At 58.5% G+C, this 13,606-nt stretch carries 13 protein-coding genes; 4 read left to right on the top strand and 9 right to left on the bottom strand.

All coding sequences use genetic code 11. From position 1 onward, the window contains the following. The first annotated feature begins 7 nt into the window (after positions 1-7). Complete coding sequence (locus tag AVI_RS01500) at positions 8-625, top strand: LysE family translocator (RefSeq protein ID WP_012654776.1); 618 nt, start codon at positions 8-10, stop codon at positions 623-625. A 135-nt stretch (positions 626-760) separates the two neighbouring features. Beyond that, complete coding sequence (gene cysK / locus AVI_RS01495; RefSeq protein ID WP_012654775.1) at positions 761-1,729, top strand: cysteine synthase A; 969 nt, start codon at positions 761-763, stop codon at positions 1,727-1,729. A 283-nt stretch (positions 1,730-2,012) separates the two neighbouring features. Here the strand turns inward: cysK and AVI_RS01490 are convergent, their stop codons facing one another. From AVI_RS01490 to rsmI, 9 genes are all read right to left on the bottom strand, one after another. Next, positions 2,013-3,545 carry a YifB family Mg chelatase-like AAA ATPase gene (locus AVI_RS01490; RefSeq protein WP_012654774.1) on the bottom strand — a complete coding sequence of 511 codons (1,533 nt, stop codon included), beginning with the start codon at positions 3,543-3,545 and terminating at the stop codon, positions 2,013-2,015. Between the two features lie 448 nt (positions 3,546-3,993). Then, complete coding sequence (gene gshB / locus AVI_RS01485; RefSeq protein WP_012654773.1) at positions 3,994-4,941, bottom strand: glutathione synthase; 948 nt, start codon at positions 4,939-4,941, stop codon at positions 3,994-3,996. 86 nt (positions 4,942-5,027) lie between these two features. After that, positions 5,028-5,519, bottom strand: a complete 492-nt coding sequence (locus AVI_RS01480; RefSeq protein WP_012654772.1) for a cupin domain-containing protein — start codon at positions 5,517-5,519, stop codon at positions 5,028-5,030. Positions 5,520-5,670: 151 nt separating this feature from the next. Next, positions 5,671-6,777 (bottom strand): sn-glycerol-3-phosphate import ATP-binding protein UgpC, encoded by a 1,107-nt coding sequence (locus AVI_RS01475; protein ID WP_012654771.1) that lies wholly within the window; start codon positions 6,775-6,777, stop codon positions 5,671-5,673. Positions 6,778-6,788: 11 nt separating this feature from the next. Continuing rightward, a complete protein-coding gene (ugpE, locus tag AVI_RS01470; protein WP_012654770.1) occupies positions 6,789-7,631 on the bottom strand; it encodes a sn-glycerol-3-phosphate ABC transporter permease UgpE in 843 nt (280 codons plus the stop codon). A 10-nt stretch (positions 7,632-7,641) separates the two neighbouring features. After that, positions 7,642-8,523, bottom strand: a complete 882-nt coding sequence (locus tag AVI_RS01465) for an ABC transporter permease subunit (RefSeq protein ID WP_012654769.1) — start codon at positions 8,521-8,523, stop codon at positions 7,642-7,644. Positions 8,524-8,598: 75 nt separating this feature from the next. Continuing rightward, complete coding sequence (locus tag AVI_RS01460; RefSeq protein ID WP_012654768.1) at positions 8,599-9,897, bottom strand: extracellular solute-binding protein; 1,299 nt, start codon at positions 9,895-9,897, stop codon at positions 8,599-8,601. Between the two features lie 147 nt (positions 9,898-10,044). Next, the gene (locus tag AVI_RS01455; protein ID WP_012654767.1) at positions 10,045-10,431 is read right to left on the bottom strand and encodes a YraN family protein; all 387 of its coding nucleotides are present in this window, start codon (positions 10,429-10,431) and stop codon (positions 10,045-10,047) included. Then, positions 10,428-11,348, bottom strand: coding sequence for a 16S rRNA (cytidine(1402)-2'-O)-methyltransferase (rsmI, locus tag AVI_RS01450; protein ID WP_012654766.1), 921 nt, complete (start codon positions 11,346-11,348; stop codon positions 10,428-10,430). The genes AVI_RS01455 and rsmI overlap by 4 nt, the downstream gene beginning before the upstream one ends. Before the next feature lie 299 nt (positions 11,349-11,647). On the opposite strand from rsmI, the gene dnaN reads away from it, so the two are divergent. Both dnaN and pmtA read left to right on the top strand, forming a co-directional pair. After that, positions 11,648-12,766 (top strand): DNA polymerase III subunit beta, encoded by a 1,119-nt coding sequence (gene dnaN / locus AVI_RS01445; protein WP_041697382.1) that lies wholly within the window; start codon positions 11,648-11,650, stop codon positions 12,764-12,766. Between the two features lie 242 nt (positions 12,767-13,008). Then, positions 13,009-13,602: a phospholipid N-methyltransferase PmtA gene (gene pmtA / locus AVI_RS01440; RefSeq protein WP_012654764.1), complete on the top strand. Its 594-nt coding sequence runs from the start codon at positions 13,009-13,011 to the stop codon at positions 13,600-13,602. The last annotated feature ends 4 nt before the right edge of the window (positions 13,603-13,606 follow it).

Genomic DNA, 13,606 nt, shown 5'->3' with positions numbered 1-13,606 from the left:
ATGCACCATGACCCTTGCCAGCCTGCTTGCCTATGCCGGAGCCCTGTTCATTGCCGCCGCCATTCCCGGCCCCGGCATGACGGCGATCGTGGCGCGGGCGCTTGGCTCCGGTTTTCGCCCGACCTTTTTCATGGGGCTGGGACTGATTCTGGGTGATCTCTGCTATCTGACCGCCGTCATTCTGGGCCTTGCCTATATTGCCCAGACCTTCGTGACGCCGTTCCTGATCATCAAATTCGCAGGCACGCTCTACCTGGCTTATATCGCCTGGAAGCTCTGGACGGCAGGGCTTTTGCCGCAAAATATCGAAGCGCGCAAAAGTGTGGGCGTGATGGCATCCTTCCTGTCCGGCCTGTTCGTGACGCTCGGCAACCCGAAGACCATGCTGTTCTACGTCGCCCTGGTGCCGACCCTCATTCCGCTCGAGGCCATTGGCCCGGCGGATTACGGGCTATTGGTCGGCACGACATTCGTGGTGCTGATGGCCGTGCTCATTCCCTATATTCTTATGGCTGCCAAGGCGCGGCTGCTGCTGAAGCAGCCCTCCGCGTTGAAACTGCTCAACCGGGCCGCCGCCAGCATTCTGGCCGGAACCGCCGCCTATATCGCCACAAAGGCGGCGTGAAATAAACATTTGTTTTCGCTGGTTTTGCAGCGGGTTTTTTCTCCCCGGAACCACGGCGATAGGCAAAGGGTTCTGGTCGCTTGGGTGATTTGATCCTATTGTCGCTGCAAAGCGCGTTATTCTGGAGGATCACACATGTCTGAAGCAAAGAAGCCTGGCCGTGGCCGCATCTATGGCTCGATCACCGAGACCATCGGCGATACGCCCATCGTGCGGCTGGACAAGCTGGCGAAGGAAAAGGGCGTCAAGGCGCATCTTCTGGCCAAGCTGGAATTCTTCAACCCGATTGCCTCCGTCAAGGACCGCATCGGTGTGGCGATGATCGAGAGCCTGGAAACCCAGGGAACGATCACACCGGGCAAGACCGTTCTGGTCGAGCCGACCTCCGGCAATACCGGCATTGCGCTGGCCTTTGCCGCTGCTGCCAAAGGCTACCGCCTGATCCTGACCATGCCGGAAACCATGTCCATCGAGCGTCGCAAGATGCTGGCGCTGTTGGGCGCCGAGTTGGTACTGACCGAAGGCCCCAAGGGCATGAAGGGCGCGATTGCCAAGGCCGAGGAACTGGCCGCGACCATTCCCGACGCCATCATCCCGCAGCAGTTTGAAAACCCGGCCAATCCGGAAATCCACCGCAAGACCACCGCAGAAGAAATCTGGAACGATACCAATGGCGAGGTTGATATCTTCGTTTCCGGCATCGGCACTGGCGGCACGATTACCGGCACCGGCCAGGTGCTGAAGGCCAAGAAACCGTCTGTTCAGGTGATCGCCGTGGAACCCGCCGACAGCCCGGTTCTGTCGGGCGGCAATCCCGGCCCCCACAAGATCCAGGGCATCGGCGCCGGTTTTGCCCCGAAGATCCTCGATACCGGAATCTATGACGAAGTTGTCACCGTTACCAATGACGAAGCATTTGAACTGGCCCGGCTGGTCGCCCGGCTGGAAGGCGTGCCAGTCGGCATTTCCTCAGGTGCCGCCCTCACCGCCGCCATCAAGGTTGGACAGCGCCCGGAGAATGCCGGAAAGACCATCGTGGTGATCATTCCCTCCTTTGCCGAACGCTATCTCTCGACGGCGCTGTTTGCAGGACTTGGCGAATAATCGCATTCAATGCGCTGATCCCATGGGATTGGTGCCCATCAAACAATGAAGACGAGGGCTACAGCATAAGGTGTAGCCCTCAGTTTGTTGACAAACCCCGATCTCGGCATTTCGTCATCCTCGGGCTTGTCCCGAGGATCTGTTGTTGCTGAATAAGCCATTGAGGTTGTTACTTAAATTGACATGCGTAGATACTCGGCACAAGGCCGAGCATGACGTCGAGGATAAATGCAGCCTTTGTCAGCAGTCTGAGGGCTACAGCAGCAGGCGCAGTCCTGTTTCGTTATGCCGCAGCCGTCAGGCGTTCCGAGGGAATACGGTAGGAAATCGCCTCGGCCAGATGAATCCGGCCAAGCGCCTCCGAGCCATCCAGATCGGCCAAGGTCCTCGCCACTTTTAACACCCGATGATAGGCGCGGGCCGAGAATTTGAACTTCTCCGCCGCATCCCTCAATAACTGCAAGCCAGCAGCATCCGGTGCGGCCAGCTTTTCGATCAGTGCCGTCGAGCACCGCGCATTCATGCGGATTTCAGGCACGCCCGCCTCGATAAACCGTTCCGTCTGCCGCTGTCGGGCGACGGCAACGCGGCGGGCGACATCGGCGCTTTTTTCGGCTGCCATTGGCTTGATCAGGTCCATGGCTGAGACGGCGGGGACATCGATGCGAATATCGATCCGGTCCAGCAGCGGACCGGAAATCCGGCCCTGATATTCGGTCAGGCAGCGAATGCCGCGTGCGCAGGTATGGCCGGGTTCGCCCGCCATGCCGCAACGGCAAGGGTTCATCGCGGCAATCAACTGGAAGCTGGCCGGATAGGTGACGCGGTGATTGGCGCGGGCAATGACGCATTCGCCGCTTTCCAGCGGTTGGCGCAAGGCATCCAGCACCTGCGGCGAAAATTCCGGAAATTCATCGAGAAACAACACACCGTTATGGGCAAGCGAGGCTTCGCCCGGCCGGGCGCGCAACCCGCCGCCAACCAGCGCCGCCATGGTGGCGGAATGATGCGGCGTGCGAAATGGTCTGCGGTCTGACAATTTGCCACCGGCCAATTGCCCGGCGATGGAATGGATCATCGACACATCCAGAAGCTCCGGTGCAGACAACACCGGCAGGATGGACGGCAGGCGGGCGGCCAGCATGGATTTGCCTGATCCTGGCGGGCCGACCATCAGCAGGTTGTGGCCCCCGGCAGCAGCCACTTCCAACGCCCGCTTGGCGCTTTCCTGGCCGCGAATATCGGCGAGGTCAGGCAGGTTACCCGGCAGCGCCCGGCTGGCCGGATTCGGGCGCGTCAGGACCTGGGTACCACGAAAATGGTTGGCCAAAGCGATCAGGCTGCGGGGAGCCAAAATATCCATGTCCGCCCCCGCCCAGGCCGCCTCCGGGCCGCTATCCGCCGGGCAGATCAGCCCTTTGCCAAGCGCATTGGCAGCCATGGCCGCCGGAAGAGCACCGGCAACGGCGGCAATCGTGCCATCCAGGTTCAACTCACCGACCACAAGATAGTCGCCCAGCACATCGGCGGGAATGGCACCCAGCGCCGCCATCAGACCAAGGGCGATGGCCAGATCGAAATGAGAACCTTCCTTGGGCAGGTCCGCCGGTGCCAGATTGATGGTCACCCGCTTGGGCGGCAGTGCCAGTCCGGAGGCATGCAGGGCCGCCTGAACCCGTTCCCGGCTTTCAGCCACCGCCTTATCCGGCAGGCCGACGATCTGCACCCCGATCTTGCCGGGCGCGACCATGACCTGCACATCGACAGGCACGCCATCAATCCCCTGAAACGCAACCGTTCCAACCCGTGCAACCATATCCCAGCCCCCTTGCCGGCAGCGGTCCATCCGCCCCTACGCAATTTCATGGATTTCGCCGGACGAAAAAGAGAAAATGCGTTTAAAATCAATTTATTAAATCAAGTCATCGAGCGGAGCTCCTAACGGGCACGCTGCAATTTCCTGCAACCATAGTTTTGCATGAAAAACAAAGGACGACAAGAACAATAAATGAACAAAGACCCGTTTCGAGGGCAAAATGGTTGTATTTGGTTGCGCTTTCAGAACAAAGGGGAACGCTTCCGGCACCCCGCAACGCCAAAGGTTTTAGAGTTTGTCAGGGAAAAGTGGAAACCGGTTTTCCCGAAAAGACAAACGAAAACAAAAGAAGCGAGAGTCTGTCTGGTTCAATATGAATCTGACAGACTCTCGCAAACCCAACGTGGCGGGGCGCAGAAAACACTCTCCGATCAATTGTCGAACAGGATCAGGACCGCTTTTTCTCAATCGCGTCCCAGAGCAGGCCGGCAATATCGGCGCCGCCGAAATTCTTCACCTCGCGGATACCGGTTGGCGAGGTGACGTTAATCTCGGTCATGTAATCGCCGATCACGTCAATGCCGACCAGCAGGAAGCCGCGTTCGCGCAACGCAGGCCCGATCCGGGCGCAGATCTCGCGCTCGCGCGTCGTCAGTTCCGTCGGTTCCGGCTTGCCACCAGCATGCATGTTGGAGCGCGCATCATGTTCGGCAGGCACCCGATTAATCGCGCCGACGGGCTCGCCATCCACCAGAATGATACGCTTGTCGCCCTTGCGCACGGCAGGCAGATAGCCTTGGGCGATGAAGGGTTCGCGGAACATCTGGCCGAACATTTCCATCAGCGAGGAGAAATTGCGGTCGTCGCGGGTGGAGTGGAACACCCCTGCCCCGCCATTGCCGTAGAGCGGCTTCAGGATGATATCGCCCTGTTCGGCCCGAAAAGCGGCAATTTCCGCCGGGTCGCGGGTGATCAGCGTCGGCGGCATCAGGTCGGCATATTCGGTGACGAAGATCTTTTCCGGCGAATTGCGCACCCAGGCCGGATCGTTGACGACAAGCGTCTTCGGATGAATGCGCTCCAGCATATGCGTGGCGGTGATATAGGCCATGTCAAACGGCGGGTCCTGGCGCAGCAGCACCACATCCATGGTGGACAGATCGACGCGCTCCGGGCTGCCGAGGGTGAAGTGATCGCCCTTCACATCACGCAGTTCCATCGGCTCCACTGTCGCATAGACGCGGCCATCACGCATGGTCAGCCGATCAGGTGTATAGTGGAACAGCTTATAGCCCCGGGCCTGAGCCTCCAGGCTCATGGCGAAGGTGGAATCCCCTGATATATTGATGGAGGATACATGGTCCATCTGGACGGCGACATTGCGGATCTGGGCCATAATCTTTCTCGCGTTGCATTTGGAGGAAGATTTAGGACGCGGCGACCACGAACGCAACGTCCGGCAGAGGCCAAATTTTCACCCGCTCAAATCGGCGCGCGTGATCCGCTCCGCAGGGCATTTCGAAGCCGGTAAAGCGTCGCGATTGGCTCCGGAAAAGGTTTACGCAGAAATGCGATCTTGCGCACATAGGTCTCGATGCGCCAGGTGGCCCAGGTCCCACCCTTGAAATAGGCGATGTCACCGGTCTTCAGCAACCGTTCGGTGCCATCCTGCGCGGTCACATGCACTTCGCCCTCCTGGATCACCACGGTCTCGTCCCAGCCGAAATACCAGCGGAAACTACCGGCGGTACAATCCCAGACAGCTGTCGAACTTGCTTCATCAGGACTTTGTGAGTGATTGGCCAGCCGGGCCTGCGGATCGCCCTCAAGAATCCAATCCGGATTGATTGGCGCTGGTTGCAGGCTCAAATGATCGGCATTGGCGGCCACCAGCGGTGGCGTGTCTTCCGCTCTAAACCGTGGCAAAGCCATGGCGGCCCCGGCCATGGCTGCAAACAAAAGCTTGACTGGCATCGATGTCCCCCATGATGTCCCCGAATTTTATGGGAACCCTATCAAATTCGGGTTAATCCAGTCACATGCATTTTAGCGTTTGCCCAAGAAAGCGGTGAAGGGAAACGTGACAATCGGCTCTCGCTGGCAATGGCGTGAGCCGACCGGCTTTTCAGGCCTCTACCGTCTCAGCCTGAGCCCCGAAGGTCATCTGTGCGGTGGCAAAGGGCAGAGCAAGGCGGCGGCCTTCCCGGTCGAAGAAGTGGAATTTCTGTGGATCGACCCCCAGCCGCATCTCGTTTGACAGCACCGTCGAAACCGGCAGCGAGGCGCAAAGAGCCTGATCGCCGACAAACCCATGTACGAGGCGGACAGCACCCAATTCTTCCACATAATCGACACGGAATGGCACATAGGGCTGACCAGGGGCTGCAACCGTCAGATCCTCCGCCCGAAGGCCGATCGTGACTTCGCCGCGATAATCGGTCTCGCCCTCGAAGGTGAAGCTGACCGGCCAAAGCGACAGACGATTGCCATCCAGGCGGCCGGTGACAAGGTTCATGGCCGGGGAGCCGATGAAGCTGGCAACGAAGGTCGAGGCAGGCGCGTGATAGACTTCAAGCGGCGTACCGATCTGCTCGATCCGGCCACCGTTCAGCACCACCAGCCGGTCGGCCAGCGTCATCGCTTCCAGCTGGTCGTGCGTGACATAGATCGATGTCGTACCAAGCCGGCGTTGCAGCTTGCGGATCTCGACGCGCATGGAGACGCGCAGCTTGGCATCGAGATTGGACAGCGGCTCGTCAAACAGGAAAACGGCCGGCTTGCGCACGATGGCACGGCCCATGGCAACGCGCTGGCGCTGGCCACCGGACAGTGCCTTGGGCTTGCGGTCCAGATAGGGTTGCAGTTCCAGCATCCGGGCGGCCTCGGCCACGCGTGCGTCAATCTCGTCCTTAGGGGTTTTGCGGTTTTTCAGGCCATAGGCCAGGTTCTGCCGCACCGTCATATGCGGGTAGAGCGCGTAATTCTGGAAAACCATGGCGATGTCGCGGTCCGCCGGTTCAACCGTGTTGACCACCCGATCACCAATGCGCACCACGCCCTCGGATATGCTTTCCAACCCGGCCACCATGCGCAGCAATGTCGATTTGCCACAGCCGGAGGGGCCGACCAGCACGATGAATTCGCCGTCGTTGATCTGGATGTCCACGCTGTTGACCGCACGCACACCGCCGTCATAGATTTTCGAGACCTGATTGATATCGATGGAAGCCATTGGACTGTCCTTTACTTGTCGGTTTCGGTGAGGCCCTTGATGAACCAGCTCTGGAATACCACCACGATGATGACAGGGGGCAGAATAGCGAGCACGGCCATGGCAAAGGCTTCGTTATAATCGGGAATTTGCGCACCCACCCAGACCTGAAGGATCTGCTTGATACCGCGCATCAGTGTGTAAAAGCTCTCATCCGTGGTCATCAGCATGGGCCAGAGATACTGGTTCCAACCATAGACGAACATGATGATGAACACCGCCGCAATCATCGTGCGCGACAGCGGGATCAAAATATCAATCAGGAACTTGAATGGACCGGCACCGTCGATACGGGCCGCTTCCAACAGCTCTTCCGGCACGGATTTAAAGAATTGCCGGAAAAAGAAAGTGCCGGTGGCAGACGCCAGCAGCGGCAGGATCAGGCCGGTATAGGAATTCAAAAGCCCCAGATCACTCGCCACCTTGTAGGACGGCATGATGCGCACTTCCAGCGGCAACAGCAGCGTGGTGAAGATGATCCAGAAGGCCAGCGTGGCAAAGCGGAAGCGGAAATAGACAATCGCATAGGCTGCCATCATCGACAGCACGATTTTGCCGATGGCAAAGCCAAGGCCGAGGATCAGCGAATTGAGCAGCATGCTGAGACCCGTGACCTTGCCGTTAAAGCCGGTCTGGGCAAACAGCACCTTGTTATAGGTCTCGCCAAGATGTCCGCCCATGGAGAGCATCAGGCCCTTTTGGTGGATTTCGGCTGCCGTATGCGATGAGGTGGTGAAGGCCACAACCAGCGGGCCAAGCATCACAAGAACACCGAGCAGCAAGATCACATGGTCGAAGAGTTTGGTTTTATACATGGTCTTCTCCTCAACCGTAATGGACGCGCCGCTCGATGAAGCGGAACTGGATCATTGTCAAAACCAGCACGACGACCATCAGGATCACCGACTGCGCGGAAGAAGAGCCGATGTCATTGCCCCGGAAGCCATCGGTATAAACCTTGTAAACCAAGGTGATCGGGTTATCGGCGGGCTTATCCTTGACGATCACGTCGATCACACCAAACGTATCGAACAGCGAATAGGTCATGTTGACCACCAGCAGGAAAAACGCGGTCGGCGTCAAAAGCGGCATGGTCACGGTCCAGAACCGGCGGGTGCCGGAGCGGCAATCCAGCGTGGCGGCTTCGCGCACCGAGGCCGGAATGCCCTGAAGGCCTGAGAGAATGAAGATGAAATTGTAGGGAATCTGGTTCCAGACCGCGATTGTCACCATGGCAAAGGCGGTGTCAAAATAGTTCAGACCCACCTTCATGTCCCAGCCAAACAGGGCGACGAATTTCACGAAGGGACCAATGTGTTGATCAAAGAACATCATGCCGATCAGGCCAGCCACAGGCGGCGCGATGGCGTAGACAACGATCAGCAGGGTCTTGTAGGCCGATTGTCCGCGGATCACGGCATCAGCCTTGACGGCGAGCACGGTTCCGATGGACAGCACCAAAAACGTCACCACCACGCTGAAGCACAGCGTAAACAGCGCGATCTTACGATATTCAGACGAGCTGAACATATCGACATAATTGGCCAGCCCCACGAAGGTTGAGCCAAAGCCGAACGGGTCCTCAATATAGAAGGACGACTGGATGGCCTGCACCGCCGGCCAATAGAAGAAGATCGCCACAATGCACAATTGCGGAGCCAAAAAGACATAAGGCAGAAATCGCGAGTTGAACTGAACGCGCTTCATCGCGGCAACCTTTCAAAGCAAGTCCCGGAGGCGATAGATCGCCTCCGGGAGAGATCAGATCTCAATTGTCAGGGTTCAGCCTGCGGTCTTGGCAAAGCGTGCCAGGATTTCGTCAGCTTCCTTCTTGATGGTTTCCATCGCAGCCTTTGGCGTGGTTTCACCAGAGAAGATCTTGTTGTATTCGCGTTCCATCACAGAGCGGATCTGCGGGTAGAAGCCGAGGCGATAGCCCTTGTCCCATTCGCCGCCGGGAAGCTGAAGCTGCTTGATGCCCACTTCGGCAACAGGAGCCTTTTCGTAATAGCCTTCCTTCTTGGCCAGTTCGTAAGCCGCCGTGGTGATGGCAACATAACCGGTGGCCTGATGGTAGAATTTCTGGATTTCAGGCTGAGTCAGGAAGTTGAAGAAAGCGGCTGTGCACTTGTTTTCAGCTTCCGTCTTGCCGGACATGGCATAAAGGGCAGCGCCGCCGATAAAGCTATGCACGCCCGCACCCTTGATGGAGCCCCAGTAGGGCAGGAAGGTAGCGGAAAATGGCATGGAAGCCGTCTTCTGCAAACCACCGAACGAGCCGGAAGAGCCAACCCACAGCGCAACCTTGCCCTCTTCAAAAGGCTTCTGGTTGTCGTTCCAGCCTGCACCGTAATAGGCGAAGTAACCTTCATCCTTCCAGGCCTTCAGCTTGTCATACATCATCACGTGGTTTGGATCGGTGACATTGATGGTGGTGCCAGCCAGACCGTCATAACCATTGTTGTTGGAGGCGAACTGGATGTTGTTGCGCGAGAAGAAATTCTCGGTGAATTCCCAGGTCAACTGCGACTGAACCAGCGGAATATAACCGGCAGCCTTCAGCTTTGGGGCAATGGCTTCAAACTCTTCCCAGGTCTTTGGTGCTTCAACGCCAGCCTTTTTCAGGGCTTCGGTGTTGATGTAGAGGATAGGCGCCGACGAGTTGAACGGCATGCCGACGAACTTGCCGGTCTTGTCGGCGTAGAAGTAGCGCACACCTTCAATGAAGGCACTGCGGTCAAACTTGTAACCGGCCTTCAACAGCAGATCTTCTGCGGGAATAGTGGCACCCTTGGCATTGATGATCGTGGCAGAACCAGCATCAAACACCTGAAGAATGTTGGGCTGATCGTGCGAGCGGAAAGCAGCGATACCAGCGGCCAGCGCTTCTTCGTAGGAGCCCTTGGAAACAGGCGTCAAAACGCATTCGCCTTGGGCAGCGTTGAACTTCTGCGACAATTCATTGATGACTTCGCCGTTGCGGCCACCCATGCCGTGCCACCAGCTGATGTTGGTTGCGGCAAATGATGATGTGGTCGATACGGTCACGGCCAGCGCCGCCATCGAAAGCTTTTTGAACATGGTAGATCCTCTCCGCCAATCTGGGGTGAGCATGCCCTTAGTGAGCCAAGATGACAGAGACTTGAATGTTTTATGACAGCACCGTCACATTGGCGGCGAAACTGAAATCCGACTAAAATACCCAATATTTTTAGGGGTAATGCGTCCTCAAAAAGCACCCGGAAAATGTCTCGGCCAACGCCAGGGCAGTACCGCAACAATGTCGCAGCGGATCGACAGGCGGCTGGCATCCGGCTGGCGGCACAGCCAGAGATCTCCGGCAGCGCGAATGCGGCGCTGGCTCTCAAAACTCACCGCATCGACGGCGGATTGTTGCGTGGCACGCGCCTTGACCTCAACCAGCACGACCAGATCGCCGCGTCGAACGATAAGGTCGATTTCGCCTGAGCGGGTTTTGTAACGCAGGGCGACGATCCGATAGCCCTTCGATAGAAGATAGGCAGCCGCCAGATATTCCGACCAACGGCCACGCCGTTCGGCCCGCTTGCGCGCTGCGCCGGATTTTTCCCTCGGCTTTTTTTCGTCAGCCCTCACTCGGCCTTCAACTCCAGCAGGCGTTGATAAAGATCCTTGCGCGGTAGGCCGGTCTGGCGGGCGGCCTCAGTAGCCGCCCCCGCCGTCGGCAGGGTTTGCGCGAGCTGTACCAGCAACCGGTCCACATCGGCGGCATCCGGGGGACCGGAGGGCAGCGGCGGCCCGACCACCAGCACGATTTCACCCTTGACCTGGCGCTCGTCATCATACCAGTCGGATAATTCTACCAGAGTGCCGCGCCGGAATTCCTCGAATGTCTTGGTCAGTTCACGGCAGACGCAGGCGCTGCGCTCCGCGCCCAACACCTCGGCTGCCGCGGCAAGGGTCGCGCCAATCCGATGCGGCGATTCAAAGAAAATCAACGTTGCCGGTGTTGCCGCCCATTGCGCCAGCCGGTCGCGGCGGGCCTTGTCCTTGGTGGGTAGGAAACCCGCAAACAGGAAGGCATCATTGGGCAGGCCGGAGCCGACTAGGGCGGCAAGCGGCGCCGACGGCCCCGGCAATGGCACGACCCGCAGCCCCGCCTCGATGGCAAGCTTCGCCAGCCGATACCCCGGATCGGACACCAGCGGCGTCCCCGCATCGGAAACCAGCGCCACGGATTTGCCAGAGGCCAGCGCCTCGATCAGCTTCGGCCCGACCTCCTCGGCATTATATTCGTGATAGGCATAGGGACGGGTGGTGATGCCATAGCGATCCAGAAGCACACGGGTGACGCGGGTATCTTCGCAGGCCAGAACATCGGCCCCGGCCAGCACTTCCAAAGCCCGCAAAGTGATGTCGGAGAGATTGCCGATCGGGGTGGCCACCAGATAGAGCGCCGGCTCGATTGGCCGGGCCGTGATCGGGCGATCATGCAGCCGGAAGCTTTTCTGCCCGTCATCCGGCGTGTTCACAGTCTCTGCCACGGCACTCATCCCATTCTCTTTTCATTCGGACAGCCCTTGGCCGAACCAGTCCACTCAGGCGCATGATACGCATGGCCTAACCCTTGTTATGGGCGAGGCAGGCCGCCCCCGCAAGCGTCCCTGCACGCCAAGGAGCGTGATCTGTGGTGGAAAGCCTCGGCCAAGGCCCGCCAAAAGACGGCAGGCCCTTGCATTTTGATCGTCTTTGCTGCCATTTTGCCCGTCCGAATAAAGCCGGGCATCGTCGCCCGGATCAAGGCAAGCCGATCCCGAATGCCGGATCGCACAGGTCGAAAGTGGCAGCGTCGATGCGTATTACTCTTGAACGGTCCAATCTTCTGAAGTCCCTGAACCATGTTCATCGGGTGGTCGAGCGGCGCAATACCATTCCGATCCTGTCCAACGTGCTGCTGCGCGCCGAAGGCCAGAGCCTGTCAATGAAGGCAACCGACCTCGATCTGGAAGTCACCGAAGCGACCCCGGCCAATATCGAGCAGGCCGGTGCGACCACGGTTCCAGCCCATCTTCTGTATGAAATCGTCCGCAAGCTGTCTGACGGCGCTGAGGTGCTGCTCTCGACCAATCCGGATGGTGCCAGCATGACGGTCGCCTCGGGTCGGTCGAAATTCTCGTTGCAATGCCTGCCGGAGCAGGATTTCCCTGATCTGACCACTGGCAGCTTCAGCCATTCCTTCAAGTTGAAGGCCTCGGACCTGAAAATGCTGATCGATCGCACCCAATTTGCGATCTCGACGGAAGAAACCCGTTATTACCTGAACGGCATTTACCTCCATACCATTGAAGCCGATGGCAAGTTGAAGCTGCGCGCCGTCGCCACCGATGGCCACCGCCTGGCCCGCGCCGACGTGGAAGCGCCGTCCGGTTCGGAAGGCATGCCTGGTATCATCATTCCGCGCAAGACGGTTGGCGAGTTGCAGAAACTGGTCGATAATCCCGATCTGATCGTGGCGCTCGAAGTGTCCGACGCCAAGATCCGCTTCAATATTGGCGAGATCGTCATGACCTCGAAGCTGATCGACGGCACCTTCCCGGATTATCAGCGCGTCATTCCCCAGGCCAATGACAAGGAAATGCGGGTGGATTGCCAGACATTCGCCCGCGCAGTTGACCGTGTTTCCACCATTTCGTCGGAACGTGGCCGGGCGGTGAAGCTCGCCATCGGCGACGGCCATCTGATGCTGACGGTCAACAACCCGGATTCGGGCAGCGCCACCGAGGAAGTCGCCGTCGGCTACGAAAGCGACGCGATGGAAATCGGCTTCAACGCCAAATATCTGCTCGACATCACCGCTCAGCTGTCCGGCGAAGAAGCGATTTTCCTTCTGGCCGATGCCGGATCGCCGACCTTGATCCGCGATACGGCTGGCGACGATGCGCTTTACGTGCTGATGCCAATGCGCGTTTAGACCATCCGTCTCTGCCATCAATCAATAACGCCGTCTCGTGCGCAAGCCGGGGCGGCGTTTCTGTTTTACCTGACCCGGAAAGCGCTGGCTGAATTGCGTCTTTTGCAACACCGTCCGACTTGGGTGAGACACAAAATTTTCACATGTGCGCCATTTTGTCTTGTTTTCGCGACAAATCGCATCAACATGCCGATTATGCGCCCATGATCGGCGCAGCATATCTTTTTGGGAGATGACGGCGAATGAAGCTCAACCTGAAGCAGCGGCTGGAAAAGAAGTTCGATGAGGAAATCCGTTTCTTCAAGGGCATGATGCAAGGGCCGAAGCTGGTGGGCGCCATCGTGCCGACCTCCACCATTACCGCCCGGCGCATGGCCAGCATCATCACGCCGGAAAGCGGACTGCCAGTGCTGGAACTGGGACCGGGAACGGGCGTGATCACCAAGGCGATCCTGGCGCGCGGCATCAAGCCAGAGAAACTGGTTTCGGTCGAATATTCCGCCGACTTCCACCGGCACCTGACGGAGACGATCCCGGGCGTGAATTTCGTCCATGGTGACGCCTTCAACCTGGAAAAGACGCTGGGCCCGCTGTCCGGCCTGTCGTTCGACTGCGTGATTTCCGCCATGCCGCTTTTGAACTTCCCGATGCAGGAACGCATCCGGCTGCTAGAGGACCTTTTGGACCGTATGCCGCATGGACGGCCCTTCATGCAGATTTCCTACGGGCCGATGTCGCCGATCATTGCCAAGGGCGGCAGCTATTTCATCCAGCATTTCGATTTCGTGGTCCGCAACATTCCGCCAGCCCAGCTCTGGATCTATCGCCGCCGCTGAAGAA

Origin of the sequence: Allorhizobium ampelinum S4, from assembly GCF_000016285.1 — a bacterium.
In the GTDB taxonomy this organism is placed as follows: domain Bacteria; phylum Pseudomonadota; class Alphaproteobacteria; order Rhizobiales; family Rhizobiaceae; genus Allorhizobium; species Allorhizobium ampelinum.
This window is presented reverse-complemented; position numbering and strand designations above follow the sequence as displayed.